Consider the following 23,319-nt stretch of genomic DNA (forward strand, 5'->3'; position numbering starts at 1 on the left):
ACAACGACATGCATCAAAACAAAGACTTAAAGCGCGTCGCCTGAATCCGTTTCAGCGCGACGCGCTTTAGGCGTGGTTTCCGACTCCACTTGATCGTGCAGCTTGGAGATTGACTGCAACGCCCCTCGCGATCGTCATTCTATGGCGGAGCAAGGAGCGAAGCGACGCGCGCAGACCATAGAATCCATTCCGTGACGATGACGCGCCGCAACGGTGCAGAATCTGCGCCGCTGCACTCTTAGGCCAAGGTCACGGAATGGATCCTCGGGTCTGCGCGTCCGCTTCGCTCCCGCTCCGCCCGTGGATGACGAAGTTCGGACGGGCTTCGGCTAATCGCCAATGTCTGTGGTGGCGTTTTGAAACTAATGTTGACGGCAATCGGCCTTCAACCGATCAAACCTGCTATGCCCACGAGGCCAAGCCGAAGGGCTCAGCCGTCCTCGCCACCGCCGCTGCGCCTGCGGCAGCGCCAGTTCCAGTCGCGTTCGGGACCGACGTCGATGTGGACGGATTCTGTATGGCAGTAAGTGCCGACGCCGCCGCGGCCGGGCATCGAGCGGACATAGCTCGCCAGGTCCCACTTCGACACGCCGGGCAACTGGATGTCGGCGGCCGCGCAATACATATGCAGCGAGTTCTTGGCGCCGTTGGCGCGGCGGTTGCGCGAAGGATCGCGGTAGCCGGAGGTGACGATCATCTTGCGGCCGAAATGGCCCTCGATCGTTTTCAGCACCCGCACCAGCGACGGCTTGAGGCAGGCGACGTCGACGCTTTCGTTCTGCTTCAAAAGGCCATTGGGCGCGAGCCTGGCCATGCCGGCGGCCGACGCTACCTGGTAGGAACCGCCGCCCTCGTCCTCATTGAGGTCCACGTCGCTTTCGTCGTCGATGCCGGACTTGCGCTTGATCTCGAACAGCGCGGTCTGGCGCACGCCGGGGAGCGCGTCGGCACCGGTGATGTGATTGGCCGGGTCGTCGATCGAAGCCAGTTGCACCGGCTTGTCGGCCGGGGTGGCCGAGGCCAGCGTCACGATCGGCTTGGCCGGCGCCGTCGTCTTGGCCTGCGCCGCGGGTTGCTCGCCGGAGCGCGCATTGTTGATCAGGGGGGCGGGTGCGGCCGAAGCCGGGGTGGTGCTGAACAGCGAGGCGAACAGGCTCTTCTTCGGCGCGGCGACCTGCGGCTGCGCCGGTTCGCCCGCGGTCACATAGACGCCGTTGCTCATGGCCTGCGTGGTCGCCTGAGCCTTCGATGCGATGGCGGCGGCATCGCCGGCGGCGACCTGCTGGGCGACGCCCTGCGTCTGTTCCGCCGTCTGCGCCTGCTGAACCAGCGGTTGGGGTGTGCTGCCGGTAATAGCGGTGGAGCCCGCCGGCAAGGCGACGGTCGGGAAGGCGGCTTGCGGCCGCGTCTCCGGCACATAGGCGACCTTTTCGGGCAGGGGCGTATCGCCCGCGCTCATCACGGTCGCCGTCGCCTCGGCGGGCGCCGATGCCTGCAACGACGAATCGGACGCGGTCCCGGTCTTGGCGCCAGATGTCGCGCTCATTTCGGTCGCGGTTGAATTGTAGGCGGGCGAAACGACCGACATCGTCGGGTCGCCGGTCGACGTGCAAGAGGCCAGGAGCACGGAAAAAAGCGCCGCCGCAATGCTGCGGCTTTCCCTTCGTGCAAGACGCCAACCTGCTGATTTCAAAACAAATTCCCCCTCGGTATCCGGTCGGTTCGTTATCGCGGCGCCACTCCAGAACCGGGCCGCGATAACCCTCCTGTTCCCAACCGGAAACGGGACGTGTGTCGAATCTGCAAGCCTCGGAATTATTCTGCGTCGGAAGGTGATTTGAGGCCGCGGAACGATTGACGCCACCATTTCGCCCTGTTTTGGCGGCCCGTCAACTCACCAGACATTACAGCCCGTTACACGCGCACCTTGACATAGCTGCCCGGCGCATCTCCCAAGGTTTTCATACGCTTGCCGGGTTTGCGGGCGGGTACGCGGATGTCGTCCTGGTTCTCGATCCAGTGCTGCCAGTGTGTCCACCACGAGCCTGGATGCTCGTGCGCCGCGGCGAGCCATGCGTTGAAGTCCCCCACCGGCTTGCCGCCGGTCCAGTACTGATATTTCCTGGCGGCGGGCGGATTGACGACGCCCGCGATATGGCCGGAACCCGCCATCACATATTCGACGTCGCCGCCGAAAAATTGCGATCCCAGGAACACCGAAAGCGCCGGCGCGATGTGGTCTTCCTTCGTGGCCAGGTTGTAGACCGGGATCGTGATGTCGGCGAGCGAGACCTTGCGCCCGGCAAGCTCCATCACGCCGCGCGAGAGATTGTTCTCGAGATAGCAGTTGCGCAGATAGAACGAGTGGTTGGCCGCTGCCATTCGCGTGGAATCGGAATTCCAGTAGAGCAGGTCGAAGGGAAGCGGCTCCTTGCCGCGCATATAGTTGTTGACGACATAGGGCCAGATCAGGTCGCCCGAGCGCAGCATGTTGAAGGCGGTCGCCATCTTGGTGCCATCCAGATAGCCCTTCTCGCTCATCGAGCGCTCGACCGCGGCGACCTGGTCCTCGTCGACGAACACCTTGAGGTCGCCGGCATAGGTGAAGTCCACCTGCGTGGTGAAGAAGGTGGCCGATTTGATGCGATGGTCGCCCTCCTGCGCCAGCAGGGCCAGCGCCGCGCCAAGCAGCGTGCCGCCGACGCAGTAGCCGATGGCGTTGACCTCCTTCTCTCCGGTGGCCTTCTCCACCATGTCGAGGCCGAATTGCAGGCCTTCGCGGATATAAGCCTCCCAGCCCTTGGCGCCGTGGCGCTCGTCCGGATTGATCCAGGAGATGACGAAGACGGTGTGGCCCTGCTCGATGGCCCAGCGGATGAAGGATTTCTGCGGGTTGAGGTCGAGAATATAGAACTTATTGATCCACGGCGGACAGATCAGCAGCGGCCGTTTCAGCACCGTCTCCGTCGCCGGGTCGTATTGGATGATCTCGGCGACGTCGCTGCGGCCGATGACCTTGCCGGGCGTGGTGGCGATGTTCTTGCCGATTTCGAACGGCGTGTAATCCGCCTGGCGCAGCTTCAGGTCGCCCCGACCGGCGGCGATGTCCTCGGCCAGCATCTTCATGCCGCGCACCAAATTCTCGCCGTTCGAGGCCATGGTCTCGCGGAACAGCTCCGGGTTGGTCAGGATGAAGTTCGACGGCGCGATCGCGTTCGACACCTGCTTGACGTAGAAGCTCGCCTTGTGGCGCGTGTGCTCGTCCAGGCCCTCGGCATGCTCGACCAACTCGTTCGCCCAGCGCGAGGTGACGAGATAGGCCTGCTTGAGGAAATCGAAGAAGGCGTTGCGGCCCCACTCCGGGTCCTGGAAGCGCTTGTCGCCGCGCTCGGGCTGAACCGCGTCCTGCGGCGCCTCGGCGTTGGGATTGACCTTCTGGATGGCGTTCGCCCAGACAGTCATATAGCCGGCGAACAGTCGCGTCTGCGCTTCGAGCGCCCGTTGCGGGTCGCCCAGCCAGTATTCCGAGAGCTTGGAGAAAGTCTTGACCATGTCGACGACGGGCTCGGCGACATGATCGCGCACTTCGCCCTTCTCGCGCGGTTCGGTCCAGGCGGAAGCCGCCTTGCCGGCCTGCTCGATCATGCGCGCCATGTTCAAGGCAAAACGCTCGGGGTCCTTCACCAGATATTGCTCGATGGCTGAAGGTCCGCCATTTTCCGCTTTGTCCGAATCGTCAGGTTTGGACATGGTTCGCGGGGTTCCTCCCGGAGCGTTTTCTTGACATATTACCATGGGACATCTGACCGGGTCCAATTCGCTGTAACCCGGCAGCCAGGAAAACAATATGACGATTAATGTTGGCGGGACTTTTTTTCTCAGGCCGGGTTCGATTTGCCGCATGGCGGTCGTGGCCGGGCTGGTCGGCGTGCTGCTGCCCGCCGGTGGTTGCACGAGCACCGGCACGAACAATGCGGCACCGACGTCCCTGACCGAAGGCCCGAAGGATACCGGCTCCTATCCGAACCTCAATGTCCCGCCGCCGGTGGCCGCCAAGCAGCTCACCAAGGAGGAGACCGCGGCGAACCTGGCCCAGCTCAAGGCCGAGGAGCAGGCGCAGGCCGCCAAGGGCGGCAGCGTCAAGGCACCGGCGAATGCGGCGGCTCTCAACAAGCTTGCCAAGACGCATGGCGACGACACGCTGAAGCAGATCGAGGGCAAATGCGACCCTGCCCTCGACCCTAGCTGCAATTAGGTTTATATCGCGCGCCGAAAGCGCCCCCCTTTGATCGTCTGGAACTCCAATGGAAGAATTTCACAAGGTCCGCCGGCTTCCGCCTTACGTGTTCGAGCAGGTCAATCGGCTGAAGGCCAGCGCCCGTTCGCGCGGCGCCGACATCATCGACCTTGGCATGGGCAATCCGGACCTGCCGACGCCGAAGGCTATCGTCGACAAATTGTGCGAAGTGGTGCGCGATCCGCGCACGCATCGCTATTCCTCGTCGCGCGGCATTCCCGGCCTGCGCCGCGCCCAGGCGAATTATTATCAGCGCCGCTTCGGCGTGAAGCTCAACCCCGACACGCAAGTGGTGGCGACGCTCGGCTCGAAGGAGGGCTTCGCCAACATGGCGCAGGCGATCACCGCGCCCGGCGACGTCATCCTGTGCCCCAATCCGACCTATCCGATCCATGCTTTCGGCTTCATCATGTCGGGCGGGGTGATCCGCTCGCTTCAGGTCGAGCCCGATGACGGCTTCATTCCGGCGGTCGAGCGCGGCATCCGCCATTCGATCCCGAAGCCGCTGGCGCTGATCCTCAACTATCCGTCGAACCCGACGGCGCTCGTCGCCTCGCTCGACTTCTACAAGGACGTGGTCGCCTTCGCGAAGAAGAACGACATCATCATCCTGTCGGATCTCGCCTATTCGGAAATCTATTTCGACGGCAATCCGCCGCCGTCGGTGCTGCAGGTGCCGGGCGCGATGGATGTCTGCGTCGAGTTCACCTCAATGTCGAAGACCTTTTCCATGCCCGGATGGCGCATGGGCTTCGCGGTCGGCAACGAACGGCTGATTTCGGCGCTGACGCGGGTGAAGTCCTATCTCGACTACGGCGCGTTCACGCCGATCCAGGTGGCGGCGGCGCATGCGCTGAACGGCGACGGCGCCGACATCGAGGAGGTGCGCGAGGTCTACCACAAGCGGCGCGACGTGATGGTCGATTCATTCAGCCGCGCCGGCTGGACCATTCCCGCGCCCGCGGCCTCGATGTTCGCCTGGGCGCCGATCCCGGAGCCGTTCCGCCATCTCGGCTCGCTCGAATTCTCCAAGCTGCTCATCGAGCATGCGGATGTCGCGGTGGCGCCGGGTGTCGGCTTCGGCGAGCATGGCGACGACTATGTGCGCGTGGCGCTGGTCGAGAACGAGCACCGGATCCGCCAGGCGGCACGCAACATCAAGAAGTTCCTCGCGACCACCGCCAAGCAGCCCAACAACGTGGTGCCTTTAGCCGCCCGCCGTTAGAGCGGATGATTTCAGGTCGAATCGACCTGAAATCTGAATCCGGCTCTAAATCAAGAAGATAGAGCATGATGTTACCCGAAAACCGCTTCACACTTTTCGGCATCATGCTCTAGTTTGCCGCACATCACATCGACCAATCCTTGAGGGGCGTCGCCGGACATGGCTGAAGCGTTGCGTGTTGGAATTGCCGGCCTTGGCACGGTCGGTGCCTCGGTGGCGCGCGTGCTGCGCGACAAGGCGGCCGAGCTCACCCGCCAATGCGGCCGCGACGTCGTCGTGACGGCCGTGTCGGCCCGCGACCCGAAGCGCGACCGCGGCATCGACCTAAGCGCCGCGAAATGGTTCGACGATCCGGTCAAGCTGGCCGAAAAGGCGGATATCGATGTCTTCGTCGAGCTGATCGGTGGCGACGAAGGGGCGGCGCGTGCCTCGGTGAAGGCGGCGCTCGAGGCCGGGCGCCATGTCGTCACCGCCAACAAGGCGCTGCTTGCCAAGCATGGTGTGGCGCTTGCCGAGATCGCCGAGAAGAAGGGCGTGCTGCTCAATTACGAGGCGGCGGTGGCCGGCGGCATCCCGGTGATCAAGACGATGCGCGAGGCGATGGCGGGCAACGCGGTGACGCGTGTGTTCGGCATCCTCAACGGCACCTGCAACTACATCCTGACCCGCATGGAAGCCGAAGGCATCGCCTTCGACGCCTGCCTGAAGGACGCGCAGCGGCTGGGTTACGCCGAGGCCGATCCGACCTTCGATATCGAAGGCCACGATACGGCGCACAAATTGTCGATCCTGACCAGCCTTGCGTTTGGGACGAAGATCGCCGCCGGCGACATCTACATGGAAGGCATCTCCAACATCACCCAGGCCGACATCCGCGCGGCGGGCGACCTCGGTTACCGCATCAAGCTGCTCGGCGTCGCGCAGCGCACCGAGAGCGGCATCGAACAGCGCGTGCACCCGACCATGGTGCCGACGGCTTCGGTCATCGCGCAGGTGCATGGCGTCACCAACGCGGTGGCGATCGAGACCGATATCCTCGGCGAGCTCCTGCTCTCGGGTCCGGGCGCGGGCGGCAATGCCACCGCTTCGGCGGTCGTCGGCGACATTGCCGACATCGCCAAGAGCCGGCCAGGTTTCCAGCATGGCCCGGTCTTCGGCTGGCCGGCGAAGGAACTGAAACCCTACAAGAAGGCGCAGATGCGCAGTCATGCCGGTGGCTATTTCATCCGGCTGACCGTGCATGACCGCACCGGCGTCTTCGCGGCCATAGCCAAGCGCATGGCCGACAACGACATCTCGCTGGAATCGATCGTCCAGCAGGCGGCTGGCGCCGAAACGAAGGCGCAGAAGACGGTCATCCTCGTTACCCACGAGACGACGGAAGCGGCGGTGCGCAAGGCCGTAGAAGGCATCACCAAGGACGGTCATCTGACCGACAAGCCGCAGGTGATCCGCATCGAGCGGGCCGAATAAGCCAAGTCCGTTTTTGCCTTCAATCGATTGATTTTGCTGTCATTTCGAAAAGTGACAGGCTGAGTCTTGCCGTTGTCATGGAGCTTTGCCAGAAGAAGCGCGCCTCTGGCGGGAGGCGGAGCAATTCCGGCGCTCGACCGTTCTGGAATTGCTCGAAGCAACAACTGGAGCGGCTCAGAACTGAACCGCTCTCATGACAACGAGGAACGCGTAATCCATGAACATCGCCCAGAACATCGTCGCTGGTCTCGACCGGATCCTTGCCATGGAAGTCGTGCGCGTCACCGAGCGTGCGGCGGTCGCGGCGGCAAGGCTGCGCGGGCGCGGTGACGAGAAGGCCGCCGACCAGGTGGCGGTCGACGCCATGCGCCATGAGCTCAACCGGTTGGCCATCAAAGGCACGGTGGTGATCGGCGAGGGCGAGCGCGACGAGGCGCCGATGCTCTATATCGGCGAGGAAGTCGGCACCGGCAAAGGTCCGGCCGTCGACATCGCGCTCGATCCGCTCGAAGGCACGACGATCTGCGCCAAGAACCTGCCCAACGCGCTGGCCGTCATCGCCATCGCGGAAAAGGGCAGCCTGCTGTTTGCGCCCGACGTCTACATGGACAAGATCGCCATCGGCCCCGGCTACCCGGATGACCTGATCGACATCGATGCCTCGCCGGCCGAGAACCTCGCCAATCTGGCCAAGGCCAAGGGCGTGGGCGTCTCCGACATCACCGCCTGCATCCTCGACCGGCCGCGTCACGCCAGGCTGATCGACGCCGTGCGCGCCACGGGCGCCGCGATCCGGCTGATCGGCGACGGCGATGTCGCGGGCGTCATCCACACCACTGATCCCGACGAAACCGGCATCGACATCTATCTTGGCACCGGCGGCGCGCCGGAGGGCGTGCTGGCGGCGGCTGCGCTGCGCTGTACCGGCGGACAGATGCAGGGCCGGCTGATCCTCGACACGCCCGAGAAGGTGGCGCGGGCGCAGAAGATGGGCATTTCCGACCCGAAGCGCGTCTATCGCGCCCAGGATATGGCGCGCGGCGACGTACTCTTCGCGGCGACCGGCGTCACCGACGGCAACCTCCTCGACGGAGTGAAGTTCGGCCGCACCTTCATTACCACGCACACGATCGTGCTGCGCTCGTCCTCGCGCACGGTGCGCGAGATCAAGGCGCGACACCAGGATCTGGATAAGTTCTAGACCTGCTTGCGAGGTCGGACCGCAGTTGTTAGCCATCTCAGGGACGACGATACCGGCTGCAGGGATCTGACGATGAAGGCGTTCGACTGGCACGCGGATCCGATTTCGCGCGCCACGGTGATTACAAAATCCTATCGCAATACCCAGAATGTGCGCCGCTTCTCGCGCGCGAATACGGCAGTGCATTTCGGTTCGACCGCCCTTTCATGGCCTGGCTCAAGGATGGTACGGGAAAGACCATGGGCGATGCGGCGGACGAATGGCTCCGCCGCCAGGCTGAAAAGCGGAAAGCGTAGTTGAGCGGCGAAAAGCGCCTCTTCCTCGATGTCAGGCAGTCGGCGACCGGTGTTTCCTGGGAACACCGGCTGACCGAGCGGCAGGACATGGCCGCCTTGGCCATCGCGCAGGGCCATGGCGTGCCCGACATCGTGGCGCGGGTGCTTGCCGGGCGCGGCGTCAGCGCCGACCAGACCGAGCGCTTCCTCGATCCGACCATTCGCGAGCTCCTGCCAAATCCGGCGTCGCTGACCGATATGGAGAAAGCGGCGGCGAGGCTGGCCGATGCGGTCGTCGCCCACGAAAAAGTGGCGATCTTCGGCGACTATGACGTCGACGGCGCCGCGTCGTTGGCGCTCCTGAAACGCTTTCTCACGCATTTTTCGGTGCCGTCGGAAATCTACATCCCGGACCGCATCTTCGAGGGCTACGGGCCCAATCCGGAAGCGATGCGGGAGCTGATCTCGCGCGGCGCGAAGCTGATCGTCACGGTAGACTGCGGCACCAACAGCGCGACCTCGATCGACGCGGCCAGAGAGGCCGGCGCCGATGTCGTGGTGCTCGACCATCACCAGGTCGGCGGTCCGCTGCCGGCCGCGGACGCCGTGGTCAATCCCAATCGCGAGGACGACCTGTCGGGGCAGGGCCATCTGTGCGCCGCCGGCGTCGTCTTCCTGTGTCTTGTCCAAACGGCCAAGGTACTGCGCGAGAGGTTGCCGAATGCCGCGCCGGTCGATCTGCTTTCGATGCTCGATCTGGTGGCTCTGGCAACGGTCTGCGACGTGGTGCCGCTCACCGGGGTCAACCGCGCCTTCGTCGTCAAGGGGCTGCAGGTGGCGCGCCAGCAGAAGAATGAGGGGCTGGCCGCGCTGGCGCGGGTCTCGCGCATCGGCGAGCCGATCAACACCTTCCATCTGTCCTTCCTGATCGGCCCGCGCATCAATGCCGGCGGCCGCATTGGCGATGCCGCGCTCGGCAGCCGGCTTTTGGCCACCGACGATCCCGTCGAGGCGGCAAGCATTGCCGAGACACTGGACCGGCTGAACCAGGAACGGCAGCAGATGGAGCAAGAGATGCTGGCGCAGGCCCGCGCCGAGGCCGACGCGGAGCTTGCCGGCGGCAACGGTCCGGCAGTCATCGTCACCGCCAGCAACACCTGGCATCCGGGCATCGTCGGGCTGATCGCTTCGCGGCTCAAGGACTATGCGCGTCGGCCGGCCTTTGCCATCGCCTTCAATTCGACCGGCATCGGCACGGGCTCCGGCCGTTCGGTGACCGGCTTCGATCTCGGCCGGCTGGTGCGCGAGGCAGCCGAGGCCGGGCTGATCGTCAAGGGCGGCGGCCATGCGATGGCCGCCGGCATCACCGTCGAGCGCGCCAAGCTCGGCGAATTGCGCGCCTTCTTCGAGGAGCGCGCCGCGGCCGACGTGTTCCGGCTTCAGAACGAGGAAAGCCTGGCGATCGACGGCGCCTTGGCTGCCGAGGGCGCCACGATCGCGCTGCTCGACGCGCTGGAGAAAGCCGGGCCATTCGGCGCCGGGCACATCGCGCCGGTATTCGTGCTGCCGCGGCACCGGCTGGCCGACGCGCGCGCGATCGGCACCAACCACATCCGGGTGGACCTGCAGTCGCAAAGCGGCGGCAACATTCAGGCCATCGCGTTCCGCGCCGTCGACACGGCGCTCGGCGAATTCCTGTTTAAAAACAGGGGCAGGACCGTGCACATCGCCGGTTCACTGTCGGGCAATTACTGGAACGGCAACCGCACGGTGCAGTTCCGCATCAGCGATGCGGCGCTGGCGTAACGACGATAGCGGGAATTCACATGAGCACGGACTGCAGCCGGGTCAGTTCGTTGATCTGCGACTTCGTCGCCTGGTAGCCCAGGCTGATCGCCTCGTCTGCCCGGTGGAATTCGGTGAGGCCGATATGGCTGAGCTTGGGCTGCAGCGACATGTCCGGCGGATCGCCGGCGAGACGCGCGCGCGAAATCCGGTCCTGGATGATGTTGAAGGCCTCGACCATGACGCCGGTGATGCCAAGGCGTGTCTGGTGCGATTGGGGATTGACCTGGCCGGGACGCGGCGCGTCGTTTTCGACGAGAAGTTCCCCGGCGCTGTGCTTGATGACAGCGGCGCGACCGAACAGGTCGTAGTGCAGGTTGACCGCCACGACGAGCGGCTGCTCATAAGCGCGGCAGACCGACACCGGCACTGGATTGACCAGGGCGCCGTCGACCAGCATGCGCCCGTTGCAGGCGACCGGCTCGAAGACGCCCGGCAGCGCATAGGAGGCGCGCATGGCGGTGACGAGCGAGCCGCTCGACAGCCAGATCTCATGGCCGGTGCGGATTTCGGAAGTGACGGCGACGAAGGGTTTCGACAGGTCCTCGAAGCGGGCGCCGTCGAGGTGCTCGCGCAGGCGCCGATCGAGCTTCATGCCGCCGAACAGGCCGCTGCCGCCCAGATTGAGATCGAGAAGGCCGAAGATGCGCCGCTTGGTCAGGCTTCTGGCGAACTCTTCCAACTCGTCGAGCTTGCCGGCAAGGTAGCAGCCGCCGACCAGGGCGCCGATCGACGTGCCGGCGATCATCGACACTTCGATGCCGGCCTCGTCGAGCGCGCGCAGCACGCCGATATGGGCCCAGCCGCGGGCGCATCCGCCGCCCAGCGCCAGCGAGATCCCTGTTTTCCTGCCAGGCTTCGGATCGGGCACGCCGCCGGACGATGCGGGGCCGTTGGCCTCCCGAACGTCAGGTCTGCTGCGCAATGACGCCCATTCGAGCATCACGATCTCCCGTGTCCCATATCCCTTGTACCACAAGGATGTTTGAGAATAATGAATATGAGTGGTTTGTGAATATTGAACGGTTCACAGAGGCTTCCGATACGTTTGGTCCGTATCGAACAGCGGCTTGCTGCCGTCGTCGGCAAGCGTCGCTCTGCCGTCGTTCAGCCCCACCGTCCGATAAAAGCAGGAACGTCTACCGGTGTGACAAGTTGCGTCGTGGCCCAACACTTTCACGCGCAACCATATCGCGTCCTGGTCACAATCCGTGCGCATCTCGACGATGTGCTGAAAATTGCCGGAGGTCTCGCCCTTCTTCCACAGCGCGTTGCGGGAGCGCGACCAGTAGTGGGCGATGCCGGTCTCCAGCGTAAGCGACAGCGCCTCGGCATTCATATGCGCGACCATCAACAGCATGCCGTCGCCGGCATCGGTGACGACGACGGTGACGAGGCCCGCGGCATCGAAGCGCGGAGAAAGGACAGAACCTTCCTCCAGCGCCTTCTTGTCGGATGGGGCTTTCGGGAATTGCAGTGCCGACATCGCCGGTCCTTATGTGTTTGGGCCGGCGAGGGCCGGCAATCAGCCGCCGGCGCGCACCATGGTGACGAAGCGGATCTGCTCCTCCGGCGTGTCCTTGAAGACGCCGGTGAAGGTCGAGGTCAGCGTGGTCGAGCCCTGCTTGCGGATGCCGCGCATGGCCATGCACATATGCTCGGCCTCGAGCATGACGGCGACGCCGCGCGGGTTGAGCACGTCCTGGATGACGCCGGCGATCTGCGCCGTCATCGCTTCCTGCGTCTGCAGGCGATGCGCGAAGATGTCGACGACACGCGCGATCTTCGACAGGCCAACGACCTTGCCGTCCGGCAGATAGCCGACATGCGCCTTGCCGATAATCGGCACCATGTGGTGCTCGCAATGCGAATGGAACTTTATGTCCCTGACGATGACGAGATCGTCATAGCCGGCAACCTCCTCGAAAGTGCGGCCAAGCTCGTCGGCCGGGCACATGTCGTAGCCGTTGAACATTTCGCGGAAGGCTTTGGTGACACGCTTCGGCGTATCGATCAGGCCTTCGCGTTCAGGATTGTCGCCGGTCCAGCGCAAAAGCGTGCGCACGGCAGCTTCGACCTCCGCCTCGGTCGGCCGGTCGGTGACTGGCTTTTCCAAGTATTCGGAGGGGGGCATGATTTTCTTGATGACGGCATCCATAAAGGCGTCTCCCGTAGTCCCACTCAAAGGTGGGACGAGTTGAACGGACCACGACCTTTTGGGTGAAAATCGCCCATTTCCATCCCGCAAGCGGCGTGAACATATGAGCAAAGACAGCGGCTTTTGATCGCCTTGTCGATGCCCGACTGCGACCATTATATATGGTTACAGCGGAGCGAAAGGAAGACGCGAGAGCGGCAAAGCCTGTTCGCTGGGCGGCGACGGATTGGAAAAATATGATCGACGACGTCTACAATGCGAAAATTCTCGGCTTCGCCGGAAACATAGGGCGGATCGGCCGGCTCGACGATGCCGACGCGACGGCCAGGGCGCATTCCAAATTGTGCGGATCGACGGTGACCGTCGACCTCAAGATGGACGGCGACGTGGTGACCGATTTCGCCCATGACGTGAAGGCCTGCGCGCTCGGCCAGGCCTCGTCGTCGATCATGGCCCAGCATGTGGTCGGCGCCCGCGCCGACGAACTGCGCGCCGTGCGCGAAACCATGCTGAAGATGCTCAAGGAGAACGGCGCGCCGCCGGAAGGCCGTTTCGCCGACCTCAAATATCTGGAGCCGGTGCGCGACTACAAGGCGCGCCACGCCTCGACCATGCTGACCTTCGACGCGGTGGTCGACGCGATCGGCCAGATCGAGAAGAAGCGCGCCGGACAGGCGGCCTAAGGATAGGGCTAGGCAGCCCTTCTGGTCACGGCGAATTCGCTTCGTATCCAGTCGGCGAACGCCTTGGCGGGTTCCGGCAGATCCGCCAAGCTCCTCGCCACCAGCCAGTAGGCGCCGGAAGCGACATCGATATCGAACGGTTTGATCAAAGTGCCTGACGCGAGCTCCTCGCCGATCTGCAAGAGATCGCCGAGCGCCACGCCATGGCCGAGGAGTGCCGCCTGCTTGGAAAGCGAGACGTCGGCCAGCATCGGGCCACGCGCGGGGATCGCGTCGGCGGGCACGCCGGCGGCCTGGAACCAGCGCGCCCAACCCTGGCGGTTTTCTTCGTGCAGCAGCGTGTAATGGCGAAGGTCGATCGGCTTTTCCAGCGGAGGGCCAGAGGCCAGCAGCGCCGGGGACAGAACCGGAGAATCGACGGTCGAAGCCAGGCGCTCGGCCTCACTGCGCGGCCATGAGGTGGCGTGCGCGCTGAAACGCAAGGCGAGCTCGGGCTGATCGCCTCGGAACTCGATCGGACGTGGATCGACTTCGAGGGACACGTCGATGTCGGGTCGCAATTGGCGAAAGCGGTTAAGCCGCGGCACCAGCCAGACGGCTGCCAGCGATGGCTCGACGCTGACGCGGACCACCGATTGCGCCGGCGAGGCCGTCAGCTCGGAAAGCACGCGGTCGATGTCGTCGAAGCTTCTGACCAATCGGTCGAGCAGCCTTTGTCCCGCATCCGTCAGTTCGACGCGGCGGTGGAGGCGGTGGAACAGCGGTTGGCGCAAGAAGGCTTCGAGTTCGCGGATCTGCCGGCTGATCGCGGCTTGCGAAACATAAAGCTCCTCGGCCGCGCGGCTGAAGCTCAAATGCCGGCCAGCGGTCTCGAAACTCCTGAGCGCCGTCAGCGGCAGCCGTCCTCGCTTCATTTCGCATAACCTCAAGTTATTCGAAGCGGAAATTATACTCGTTTGAGAAGGAAGGCCAGCGGCAGTCTAATCCGTTTCGAAGGAGACCTGCCATGAACGAGTTCCTGGCCATTTTCAGCGACGTGATACGGATAGCGACCTTCCAGTGGCACGGCGAAGTCGTGCGCGGTGGCCACCATGACTGTCGCGATCTTGCCTCTCACCATCGCCCATGGACCGGCAGCCATCCTATCCGGCGCTCGAGGCCTTGAGGGTGAAATCCATTGCGTTTCGGCGTCGGAGCCCACATCTATCGCGCAGTGAAACAGGCTGCGGAGCAATGGGCGACCATTCCGGGCATACACATGGCGTCCGGCCGGTGCAGCGCGGGCGCAACTGGCCGGGGCCATGGCGCAAGACGCCCGGGCGCGTACTCGGCACATCGCTCGTGCGCCTCTATCAGCTGACGCTCTCAGGCTTCGTCGGCAACAGCTGCCGGCACCTGCCGACCTGCTCCGAATACGCGCATGAGGCGATCGCCCGGCATGGCTTGTGGGCCGGCGGCTGGATGGGGCTGTTCCGGGTCCTGCGCTGCGGGCCGTTCGGAACGCATGGCATCGACCGCGTGCCGGAGACACTTGCCCAGCGCTATGTCTGGTTCATGCCCTGGCGCTACTGGCGGATCGGCAAGAAGAGCGGCGAAGCCGAAGTCTGATAACCGAGCGACCATGATCGTCGAATTTTACGATCTGGTAGGGTTAACGCGAGGCTGCACAAACACTGCGAATTTGAGACAAAATCGAGACAAGTCGCCTCGCTAAGCCGCTGCCGTAATCTCATTCCGGAGTGACTTCGCCCTGCGCCAGATGGACCGCTATCCCTTTATTTTTGCCATCGTCCTCTTCCTTCTGGCCTGGATGCTGGGTTTGCCGGTGCGGGCGCAATCGGCGCCGCTCGAAGATATCCACTGCACGCTGGTCCAGGACTCACAGAGCGGCGAGACGCTTTACCAGGACGGCGAATGCGACAAGCGCGTCAGCCCGGCCTCGACGTTCAAGGTGCCGCTCGCGCTGATCGGCTACGATGCCGGCATACTGAGCGACCAGCACACGCCGAGCTGGGACTACAAGCCGGAGTTCAAGGCGGCGAAGCGCGACCAGAAGACCGTCGATCCGACTGTCTGGGAACGCGATTCCATCGTCTGGTACTCGCGCGAGGTCACGCGGCGTCTCGGGGCGGAGAAGTTCGCCTCCTACGTGTCGAAATTCGGCTATGGCAACAAGGACGTTTCGGGCGATGCCGGCAAGGACAACGGGCTGACGCAATCCTGGATCAATTCCTCGCTCGAGATATCGCCGGTCGAACAGACGGCTTTCCTGCGCCAACTGCTCGCCGGCAAGATGCCGGTGTCGGCGAAGGCGCATGAGATGACCAGGGCGATCCTGCCGACCTTCCCGGCAGGGGACTGGACCGTGCAAGGCAAGACCGGCAGCACCAGGCTCGGCCAGGACGGCAAACGCTCGCTCGGCTGGTTCGTCGGCTGGGCCGAGAAGAATGGCCGCCGCGTCGTCTTTGCCAGGCTGGTCGTCGACGCCAAGCGTACCGACAAGCCGAAGGGCCTGGCGACGCGGGCGGCGTTCCTGAAGGATCTGCCGCAACTGGTGAAGTAGTTTGTCTCAGGCGCTGCGGCGGGCGCGCAGGATGTGCCCGCCGGAATTGCTTCGGGCGGTAGCGGGAGACCTGGCAAAACGCGCGGCGATCTCGCCGCTCTCGAGATCCTCGATTTCGTCGAAGCCGAGCTCGGTGAGGGACTTCGCCAACTCAACAGGATCGAAGAAACTGATCCAGGGCTCGCCGATGGCCGCAACGCGCGCCGCATAAAAGGCACGCGTTGCCCAAGCCGCCTCGTCGCGGTTCTCGGCCGGTTCGCTGTAGTCGAAGACCACTTCGGAGCCAGGCATGCGGGCGATATAGGCAAGCGTGGCAAAAATCGCGTCGCGCGTCAGATAGGGCACGACCCCCAGCCAGATGAAGAAGCCCGGTTCGGTCGGCTTCAAACCCGCCGCCGCCAATTCCCCTGCCAGACTCTGGCGTTCGAAATTGACCGGCACGAAGGTTACGCCGGCCGGCTCGGCAAGACCGGCCTCGGCGATACGTTGGCGCTTCCAGGCCTGTGTGGCCGGATGATCAACCTCGAACACCGCGATGTCCGGATACGGATTGCGCAGCGAAAAGGTGTCGAGGCCGGCACCGAGCACCACGACCTGGCGGATGCCGCTCCGCACCGCTGCCGCCAGCCAATCCTCGGCGAGGCGGGCGCGTGACGCCACGAACAGCCGCATGCGACGGTCATGTTCGTCCTCCTGCTGCAGCTCCTGCGCGCCGGGCGCGGCATCGCCCAGGATCGCGCTCGCATAAGGATCGCGAAACAGCGCTGCCTGCGGCGAGAACTGATGAAGAGCCCTCAGGCGCGCGACGCGCAGGGCGGTTCGGCTGGGGGATGCGTCTTCCATGCGGCTATACAAGCTGCGTCGCGCTTTGTTCACAAGCCTGCGCGACTGGCCTGCGACATGGCTCACGACATTTCCTGACGGCCGCTCTTTACCTCGCGCGACACTGCCTCTAAAACCGCGCCGCTGGCCATCATCCCCTTGATTGGCGCCTCCGGCTAAACCTCTGCATGCCGCAATGCATCCTGCGACCTGCATTTCACCACCCGCGCTCGTTTGCGGGACTGGATAGGAGAACCCTGATGCCGAATTCCGTTTCCCTGACATTTCCCGATGGTTCCGTCCGCGAGTATGACTCAGCGCTGACCGGCGCTGGTCTTGCCGAATCGATCTCCAAGTCGCTGGCCAAGAAGGCTGTCGCCTACAGCCTCGACGGCACCGTTCGCGATCTTTCCGATCCGCTCGGCACGTCCGGCAAGGTCGAGATCATCACCCGCGAGGATCCGCGCGCGCTGGAGCTCATCCGCCACGATACGGCGCATGTGCTGGCAGAGGCCGTGCAGGAGCTGTGGCCGGGAACGCAGGTGACGATCGGGCCGGTGATCGAGAACGGGTTCTATTACGACTTCGCGCGCAACGAGCCGTTCACGCCGGACGATTTCCCGGTGATCGAGAAGAAGATGCGCGAGATCATCGCGCGCAACAAGCCGTTCACCAAGGAAGTCTGGTCGCGAGAGAAGGCGAAGAAGGTCTTTTCCGACAAGGGCGAGCGCTACAAGCTCGAGCTGATCGACGCCATTCCGGAAGACCAGGATCTCAAGATCTACGCGCAGGGCGACTGGTTCGATCTCTGCCGTGGTCCGCATATGGCCTCGACAGGGCAGATCGGCAATGCCTTCAAGCTCATGAAGGTGGCTGGTGCCTATTGGCGCGGCGACTCCAACAATCCGATGCTGACGCGCATCTATGGCACTGCCTTTGCCGACCAGGCGCAGCTCGATGCCTACCAGACGCTGCTGGAAGAAGCTGAAAAGCGCGACCATCGCAAGCTCGGCCGTGAGATGGATCTGTTCCATTTCCAGGAAGAAGGGCCGGGCGTTGTCTTCTGGCACGCCAAGGGCTGGAAGATGGTGCAGAACCTGATCAACTACATGCGCCGCCGCCTCGACGAGCATGGCTATCAGGAAGTCAACGCGCCGCAGGTGCTGGACAAGAGCCTGTGGGAGACGTCGGGCCACTGGGGCTGGTATCGCGATGCGATGTTCAAGGTGACGGTTGCCGGCGACGATACCGATGACGACCGCGTCTTCGCGCTGAAGCCGATGAACTGTCCCGGCCATGTGCAGATCTTCAAGCATGGGTTGAAGTCTTACCGCGAACTGCCCGTCAAGCTTGCGGAGTTCGGCAATGTGCATCGCTACGAGCCGTCCGGCGCGCTGCACGGGCTGATGCGCGTGCGCGGCTTCACGCAGGACGACGCGCATATCTTCTGCACCGAGGAGCAGCTCGCGGCCGAATGCCTGCGCATCAACGACCTGATCCTGTCGACCTATGCCGATTTCGGCTTCGACGAGGTCAGCGTGAAGCTGTCGACCCGGCCGGACAAGCGCGTCGGCACCGACGAGGCGTGGGACCATGCCGAGGCGATCATGAGCAACGTGCTGGAGACGATCCGCGCGCGTTCCGGCAACCGCATCAAGACCTCGATCAACCCCGGCGAGGGCGCCTTCTACGGGCCGAAATTCGAATATGTGCTGAAGGACGCCATCGGCCGCGAATGGCAATGCGGCACCACGCAGGTCGACTTCAACCTGCCGGAACGTTTCGGCGCCTTCTATATCGGCTCGGATTCGGAGAAGAAGCAGCCGGTGATGGTGCATCGCGCGGTGTGCGGCTCGATGGAGCGGTTCCTCGGCATCCTGATCGAGAACTATTCCGGCCATTTCCCGCTGTGGTTCGCGCCGCTGCAGGTGGTGGTGGCGACGATCACCTCGGATGCGGACGAATACGCCATCAAGGTCGTCGGGCGGCTGAAGGCTGCGGGGCTGCTGGCCGAGACCGATCTGCGCAACGAGAAGATCAATTACAAGGTGCGCGAGCATTCCCTGGCCAAGGTGCCGGTCATCCTCGTCTGCGGCAAGCGCGAAGCCGAAGAGGAAACCGTCAATATCCGCCGGCTGGGCTCCCGCGACCAGGAATCGCTGAAGCTCGACGATGCGGTGAAGCAGCTTTCCGATGAAGCGGTTTCGCCCGACCGCAAGCGCCGCGCCGCCTGACATAGCGGCACTTTCTGAATGGCGGTGGCGTGTCCACCGCCATTTTCACACGCCTGTCACGCCTGCCTTGTAACCAACCGCCATGCTCAAATTGAAACTGCGGGAAAGACGTTTCCCCGAGCTGTCCTACGCCAACCCGCATCAGCCGGTGCTGACGCGCTGGTTCATCCATTCCGTCGAGGGCCTGTCGGGCCGCGACCGCTTCGCCGTGCTTTACGATTTCTGGCGCCGCCACGTGGTGCCGACCGGCGACCGCGTGTTCAGCCGCATGCTGGAATTGATCGACGTCAAGGTCCGCAACGCCGTGCAATGGCCGCCGGCGGAGTTGCCGGACACGCCGCTGGTCATCGTCGCGAACCATCCCTTCGGCATCGGCGACGGCATTGCGGTGCTGTCGCTTGTCGAGCAGCTCGGCCGGCCGTTCCGGGTCATGATCCACAAGGATCTGCTCCGGATCCGCGAGATGGAGCCCTATTCGCTGCCGATCGATTTTTCCGAAACTAAAGAGGCGCTGAAGAACAATATGGCGGTGCGCCATGAAGCGGTGCGGCTGTTGAAGGAAGGCGTCACCATCGTGATCTTCCCGGCTGGCGGTGTCGCCACGGCGCCCAAGGTCTTCGGTCGCGCCATCGACCTGCCATGGAAGATGTTTCCGGCCAAGCTGGTTCAGGAGGCCAAGGCCTCTGTCATCCCGATGCACTTTTCCGGCCAAAACGGGCGTCTGTTCCACCTCGTCAGCGGTCCGATGAACATGGCCGAGCGCGACAACCGCGTGGCCAAGTTCATCGGCAAGGCATCGTTGACACTGCGTCTTTCCCTGCTCATCCGCGAGTTCGCACGCCTGTCAGGCAGGACAATCGAGGTGCGGATAGGCGACGTGCTGAGATGGAGGGACCTCGAACCGCTGCGCGAGCGCAAGGCGCTGCTCGACCGACTCTACCGCGCGGTCTTCGACCTGGCGATCCCGGCCGCACCGCGTGGCCGCGTGCCGTTCCTGCCCAAGCGGATGCGCAAGGCGGCCTGACTAACGGGATTAATGCATGTCGCGCAAAAGTGACCTCGGTTTTGCGGCAACGACATGCATCAAACAAAGGACCTAAAGCGCGTCGCCTGAATCCGTTTCTGCGCGACGCGCTTTAGAGCAATTCCAGGAAAAGTGTGGGCGGTTTTCCGTCTGGAATTGCGTAAAAACAAAGAGATAGAGCGGTTCGCCGTTTCCGTGAAACGGTGAAACGCTCTAATCGGCGCCTTCGTTGGGATCGATGGCGGCCGATTCGTTGGCCACGACCTCGATTTCCTGGTTCTGGCCGGCGACGACCGTGAAGTCCTTCTGGTAGATGCGGTCGCGGTTCTTGGCGATGATGGTGTACTGGCCCTCGGCCAGCACCATCGAGGCGAAGGCGCCGACCGCTTCCTTGATCGGATCGCCGCTTTCGTTGAGCAGCGACCAGGACGTGTCGGCGATGGCTTCGCCGCCGGGCTCGCGCACCAGCTTCATCGTCAGCTCGGCGGCACGGTGCTCGACGGTCGCCTCGGTCAGCTTGCCGGCCTCGACACGGATGTCCGAGCGGATGACGGCGTTGACCGCGCCGTAGGTGGACACGACATGGTAGGTGCCGGCATTCAGCCGCACCACGGTGTTCGGCGCGACGTCAGGGGCGATCAGCGCGCGGTCGCCATTGGCCGCGGCCTCGCCTTCATAGATCGAGAAGCGCAATTTCTTCGACTGGATCGGGGCGCCGCCGGACGTCACCGCGTCGAGCTTCAGGCCGCCGGCATCGAGCACAAGGCTTTCGCGCCTGGCTTCCTTGCCGACGGTGATGCGCTTGGTGGCGCCGGCGCGCCCATAGGAGGCATGGACGAGATAGCTGCCGGGGGCGAGCTGGAAAACAGCCGTGCCGCCGTGCGCGGACGCCACCATCGGCAGTTTGCCGTCGCTGGTCGGTTCCGGCTTGAAGACGCGCCAGACGATGCCGCGGGAGATGTCCGCGCCCTTGTCGGTCAGCTGGGCCGACAGGGTGACGGCGCCGCCGCTGCCAAGCGACAGCGGTCCCTCCGCTTTCGGCGTCGCGTAGCTCGAAATGCCTGGAAGCTTGAGGTCGCCGACATCGTTGGCGTTCTGGGCCAACGCAAAGGAAACTGGCACCGCGAACAACGCAGCGACGAGTGCGATCACGAAAAGGCGCAGTGTCCCCTCAAACATGCCTTGCGTTGAAGCCCAAGGCGGTGGCAATTTCAAGGCCTAGGAGCGCGCTGCTTTCCTTCGGCTGCTTCTTATCCGGCGCAAAACGCCACCGCCCGAGCCGCCCGACCTCCCGATGGCGTGCTTCAGCTCAAAATCGAATGCCTTCCAGGAGACTTGCGCCCATGGCGTCGCCGATCATCGATTTCCTGCTCACCCGCAATTCCGCGCCGATCCCCGACCTCAAGGTACCGGCGCCGAGCGACGCCGAGATCGCGACGATGATCGCGGCCGCCTCGCGCGTTCCCGACCACGGCAGGCTGGAGCCCTGGCGCTTCATCCTCTATCGCGGCGAGGCGCGCATCGAGATCGGCAGGAAGCTGGCGGCGCTTGCTGAGCAGCGCGAGGGGCCGTTGCCGGAGGGCCGGCGCAACCAGGAGCTGGCGCGCTTCTCGCGCGCGCCGCTGGTAATCGGCGTCGTGTCGGTGCCGAAGGAAAACCCGAAGATCCCGCAATGGGAGATGTTCCTGTCGGGCGGCATGGCGGCGATGAACCTGATGATCGCGGCCAACGCGCTCGGCTATGGCACCAACATGATCAGCAACTGGTACTCCGACGTCGCCGAGGGCAGGGCGATCCTCGGGCTGTCGCCGCAGGAGCGCGTCGTCGGCTTCGTCCATATCGGCTCGTACCAGGGGCCGGCGCCGGAGCGGTCGCGGCCCGATCCGGCAAAGCTCTATGCAGACTATGCCGGCCCCTGGGCCGGGTAGCGCGATCTACGGACGCTGCAAAGAAGCGCGGCCTGGCTAACGATTCTTCGAAGGCCGTGCATCCGTGCCGACGGAAGGATTAGCGCGACGCGCCGTCATGACGGCACGGACATAGCCAGGCTCGCCAATCCGGATGCTGCCGTCGGGAAGCCCCAGAAGGCGGTCGAGCGCGATCTCGTAGAGCCTGACGCGCCTTTCCAGGGTTTCGATCGCAATGTCCATATCGGCATCGCTGCCGCCGGCGAACGCCTTGGCGATCACATCGTGCGTGGCCATGCCGAATTGCATGACGATGTCGGCGACGCCTTCCGGATCGAAGGTGCGGAACGTCCCGTCCTCGACACCCTGCCTGATGATTTCGACCAGCAAGGGCGAAAAGGTCGCGCTGGCCGCCAGGTTGATGCGGTGAAACAGCACCAGGTTTTCGGGCCGGAACATTGTCTCGAACAGCGCCCAGGCTTCCGCCGCGGTCTCGACCTTGGCCTGCCGTGACTTCGCGAGCAAGGCATTGAGGCGTCCAAGCGGATCGAGCGCCGGATCGCGGAGCACATCCTGAACGCCGGCGAGCGCTTGCCTCGCGAAACGCTCGGCGAGCGCCTCCAGCAGGGCCTCCTTGGAGGCGAAGTAGTGATAGAAGGCGCCCTTCGAGATGCCGGCGGCGGCGATGACGTCGTTGAGGCTCGCTCTGTCGTAGCCATGTGTCAGGAACAGGGCCTGGGCATGGTCCAGCAGCTCTTCTCGCCTGAGCTCCGGGTGCTTGATGATACGTGGCATGACGAAACCTTGTGCACGCGGCCGCCGTTCCCGTCCAGATGCCCGGCGCCGATTACGCTTGAGAATAGACCGTCGGTCGGTATAATAGACCACTGGTCGGATTCGGCCAATAGCGGCGGGGAGACGTCACGGAAGGTTGGTCATGATCTCGAGGTTGGTTTTCCAGACATTCATATGGTTCGGCGTCATGGGCGTGCTGCTGTTCCTGTCGGCCGGCACCCTGCACTGGATCGGCGCCTGGGTGTACATAATCATGATGGTCGGGCTGAGCCTTACCATGGGGGTGGCACTGGCCCGGCGCGATCCAGGCCTGATGAATGAGCGCCTCAGTCCTCCGATCCAGAAGACCCAGACTGCGGCCGACAAGATCCTGCTGAGCATATTGCTGCTCGGCATCTTCGCCTGGCTGGCGCTGATGGGGCTCGACATCCGTTTCGGCTGGTCGCCAGTACCAGTCTGGGCGCAGGCGATCGGCATGCTGATCCTGCTCGTCGGCATCTGGATCTGCTATCTCACAATGCTGGAAAACAGCTTCGCGGCGCCTGTCGTGAAGATCCAGGACGAGCGCGGGCAGAAGGTGATCACCACCGGGCAATACGCTTATGTCCGCCACCCTATGTATGCGGGCGCCATACTCTATTTCGCCGGCACGGCGCTGCTTCTCGGCTCCTGGTGGGGGCTGGCATCGGTGCTTGCCTTCATCGTCCTGCTCGCCATCCGAACCTTCATCGAGGAAAAGACCTTGCGGACCGGCCTGCGGGGCTATGACGATTACGCCGCGCGCGTTCGCTACAAGCTGATCCCGATGGTCTGGTAA

21 protein-coding genes and 1 pseudogene are annotated in these 23,319 nt (G+C 63.9%); 13 read left to right on the top strand and 9 right to left on the bottom strand.

Going from position 1 to position 23,319, the window contains the following annotated elements:
- Positions 1 to 430 precede the first annotated feature (430 nt).
- A complete protein-coding gene (locus RFM52_RS27800) occupies positions 431 to 1,588 on the bottom strand; it encodes a D-Ala-D-Ala carboxypeptidase family metallohydrolase (protein WP_320295482.1) in 1,158 nt (385 codons plus the stop codon).
- Between the two features lie 326 nt (positions 1,589 to 1,914).
- Entirely contained in the window at positions 1,915 to 3,750 is a 1,836-nt protein-coding gene (phaC, locus tag RFM52_RS27805; protein WP_320295483.1) for a class I poly(R)-hydroxyalkanoic acid synthase, read from the bottom strand.
- A gap of 97 nt (positions 3,751 to 3,847) precedes the next feature.
- Between phaC and RFM52_RS27810 the strand changes: the two genes are divergently transcribed.
- From RFM52_RS27810 to recJ, 6 genes and pseudogenes are all read left to right on the top strand, one after another.
- Complete coding sequence (locus RFM52_RS27810; RefSeq protein ID WP_320295484.1) at positions 3,848 to 4,255, top strand: hypothetical protein; 408 nt, start codon at positions 3,848 to 3,850, stop codon at positions 4,253 to 4,255.
- Positions 4,256 to 4,304: 49 nt separating this feature from the next.
- Positions 4,305 to 5,522, top strand: coding sequence for an LL-diaminopimelate aminotransferase (locus tag RFM52_RS27815; RefSeq protein WP_320295485.1), 1,218 nt, complete (start codon positions 4,305 to 4,307; stop codon positions 5,520 to 5,522).
- Positions 5,523 to 5,681: 159 nt separating this feature from the next.
- Entirely contained in the window at positions 5,682 to 6,995 is a 1,314-nt protein-coding gene (locus tag RFM52_RS27820) for a homoserine dehydrogenase (protein WP_320295486.1), read from the top strand.
- Positions 6,996 to 7,212: 217 nt separating this feature from the next.
- Complete coding sequence (gene glpX, locus RFM52_RS27825) at positions 7,213 to 8,196, top strand: class II fructose-bisphosphatase (RefSeq protein WP_320295487.1); 984 nt, start codon at positions 7,213 to 7,215, stop codon at positions 8,194 to 8,196.
- A gap of 72 nt (positions 8,197 to 8,268) precedes the next feature.
- Positions 8,269 to 8,492 (top strand): annotated as a pseudogene (locus RFM52_RS27830) (DUF6434 domain-containing protein).
- Complete coding sequence (gene recJ / locus RFM52_RS27835) at positions 8,493 to 10,277, top strand: single-stranded-DNA-specific exonuclease RecJ (RefSeq protein WP_320295488.1); 1,785 nt, start codon at positions 8,493 to 8,495, stop codon at positions 10,275 to 10,277.
- Positions 10,278 to 10,293: 16 nt separating this feature from the next.
- Here the strand turns inward: recJ and RFM52_RS27840 are convergent, their stop codons facing one another.
- The 3 genes from RFM52_RS27840 to folE all read right to left on the bottom strand — a co-directional run bounded on the left by RFM52_RS27840 (position 10,294) and on the right by folE (position 12,474).
- Positions 10,294 to 11,259: a patatin family protein gene (locus tag RFM52_RS27840; RefSeq protein WP_320295489.1), complete on the bottom strand. Its 966-nt coding sequence runs from the start codon at positions 11,257 to 11,259 to the stop codon at positions 10,294 to 10,296.
- Between the two features lie 84 nt (positions 11,260 to 11,343).
- The gene (gene hisI / locus RFM52_RS27845; RefSeq protein ID WP_320295490.1) at positions 11,344 to 11,802 is read right to left on the bottom strand and encodes a phosphoribosyl-AMP cyclohydrolase; all 459 of its coding nucleotides are present in this window, start codon (positions 11,800 to 11,802) and stop codon (positions 11,344 to 11,346) included.
- A 39-nt stretch (positions 11,803 to 11,841) separates the two neighbouring features.
- Positions 11,842 to 12,474, bottom strand: coding sequence for a GTP cyclohydrolase I FolE (gene folE / locus RFM52_RS27850; RefSeq protein WP_320295491.1), 633 nt, complete (start codon positions 12,472 to 12,474; stop codon positions 11,842 to 11,844).
- 236 nt (positions 12,475 to 12,710) lie between these two features.
- Between folE and RFM52_RS27855 the strand changes: the two genes are divergently transcribed.
- The gene (locus RFM52_RS27855; RefSeq protein ID WP_095815273.1) at positions 12,711 to 13,157 is read left to right on the top strand and encodes an iron-sulfur cluster assembly scaffold protein; all 447 of its coding nucleotides are present in this window, start codon (positions 12,711 to 12,713) and stop codon (positions 13,155 to 13,157) included.
- Between the two features lie 8 nt (positions 13,158 to 13,165).
- On the opposite strand, the gene RFM52_RS27860 is transcribed toward RFM52_RS27855, so the two are convergent.
- Complete coding sequence (locus RFM52_RS27860) at positions 13,166 to 14,071, bottom strand: LysR substrate-binding domain-containing protein (RefSeq protein ID WP_320295492.1); 906 nt, start codon at positions 14,069 to 14,071, stop codon at positions 13,166 to 13,168.
- Positions 14,072 to 14,390: 319 nt separating this feature from the next.
- On the opposite strand from RFM52_RS27860, the gene yidD reads away from it, so the two are divergent.
- Positions 14,391 to 14,765 (top strand): membrane protein insertion efficiency factor YidD, encoded by a 375-nt coding sequence (yidD, locus tag RFM52_RS27865; protein WP_320295493.1) that lies wholly within the window; start codon positions 14,391 to 14,393, stop codon positions 14,763 to 14,765.
- A gap of 142 nt (positions 14,766 to 14,907) precedes the next feature.
- Positions 14,908 to 15,720, top strand: coding sequence for a class D beta-lactamase (blaOXA, locus tag RFM52_RS27870; RefSeq protein ID WP_320295569.1), 813 nt, complete (start codon positions 14,908 to 14,910; stop codon positions 15,718 to 15,720).
- A gap of 6 nt (positions 15,721 to 15,726) precedes the next feature.
- On the opposite strand, the gene RFM52_RS27875 is transcribed toward blaOXA, so the two are convergent.
- Positions 15,727 to 16,629 (bottom strand): SAM-dependent methyltransferase, encoded by a 903-nt coding sequence (locus tag RFM52_RS27875; protein ID WP_320327888.1) that lies wholly within the window; start codon positions 16,627 to 16,629, stop codon positions 15,727 to 15,729.
- Positions 16,630 to 16,802: 173 nt separating this feature from the next.
- On the opposite strand from RFM52_RS27875, the gene thrS reads away from it, so the two are divergent.
- Positions 16,803 to 18,776, top strand: a complete 1,974-nt coding sequence (gene thrS, locus RFM52_RS27880) for a threonine--tRNA ligase (protein WP_320295495.1) — start codon at positions 16,803 to 16,805, stop codon at positions 18,774 to 18,776.
- 82 nt (positions 18,777 to 18,858) lie between these two features.
- A complete protein-coding gene (locus RFM52_RS27885; RefSeq protein WP_320295496.1) occupies positions 18,859 to 19,800 on the top strand; it encodes a lysophospholipid acyltransferase family protein in 942 nt (313 codons plus the stop codon).
- A gap of 213 nt (positions 19,801 to 20,013) precedes the next feature.
- Here RFM52_RS27885 and RFM52_RS27890 read toward each other — a convergent pair whose 3' ends face one another.
- Positions 20,014 to 20,979: a hypothetical protein gene (locus tag RFM52_RS27890; RefSeq protein WP_320295497.1), complete on the bottom strand. Its 966-nt coding sequence runs from the start codon at positions 20,977 to 20,979 to the stop codon at positions 20,014 to 20,016.
- Positions 20,980 to 21,143: 164 nt separating this feature from the next.
- Here RFM52_RS27890 and RFM52_RS27895 point away from each other — a divergent pair, with 164 nt between their 5' ends.
- Positions 21,144 to 21,728: a nitroreductase family protein gene (locus tag RFM52_RS27895; RefSeq protein ID WP_320295498.1), complete on the top strand. Its 585-nt coding sequence runs from the start codon at positions 21,144 to 21,146 to the stop codon at positions 21,726 to 21,728.
- 36 nt (positions 21,729 to 21,764) lie between these two features.
- Here the strand turns inward: RFM52_RS27895 and RFM52_RS27900 are convergent, their stop codons facing one another.
- Positions 21,765 to 22,502 carry a TetR/AcrR family transcriptional regulator gene (locus tag RFM52_RS27900; RefSeq protein WP_320295499.1) on the bottom strand — a complete coding sequence of 246 codons (738 nt, stop codon included), beginning with the start codon at positions 22,500 to 22,502 and terminating at the stop codon, positions 21,765 to 21,767.
- Positions 22,503 to 22,644: 142 nt separating this feature from the next.
- Between RFM52_RS27900 and RFM52_RS27905 the strand changes: the two genes are divergently transcribed.
- Positions 22,645 to 23,319, top strand: a complete 675-nt coding sequence (locus tag RFM52_RS27905; protein ID WP_320295500.1) for a methyltransferase family protein — start codon at positions 22,645 to 22,647, stop codon at positions 23,317 to 23,319.

The organism is Mesorhizobium humile (genome assembly GCF_033977215.1).
Taxonomy (GTDB): Bacteria; Pseudomonadota; Alphaproteobacteria; order Rhizobiales; family Rhizobiaceae; genus Mesorhizobium; species Mesorhizobium humile.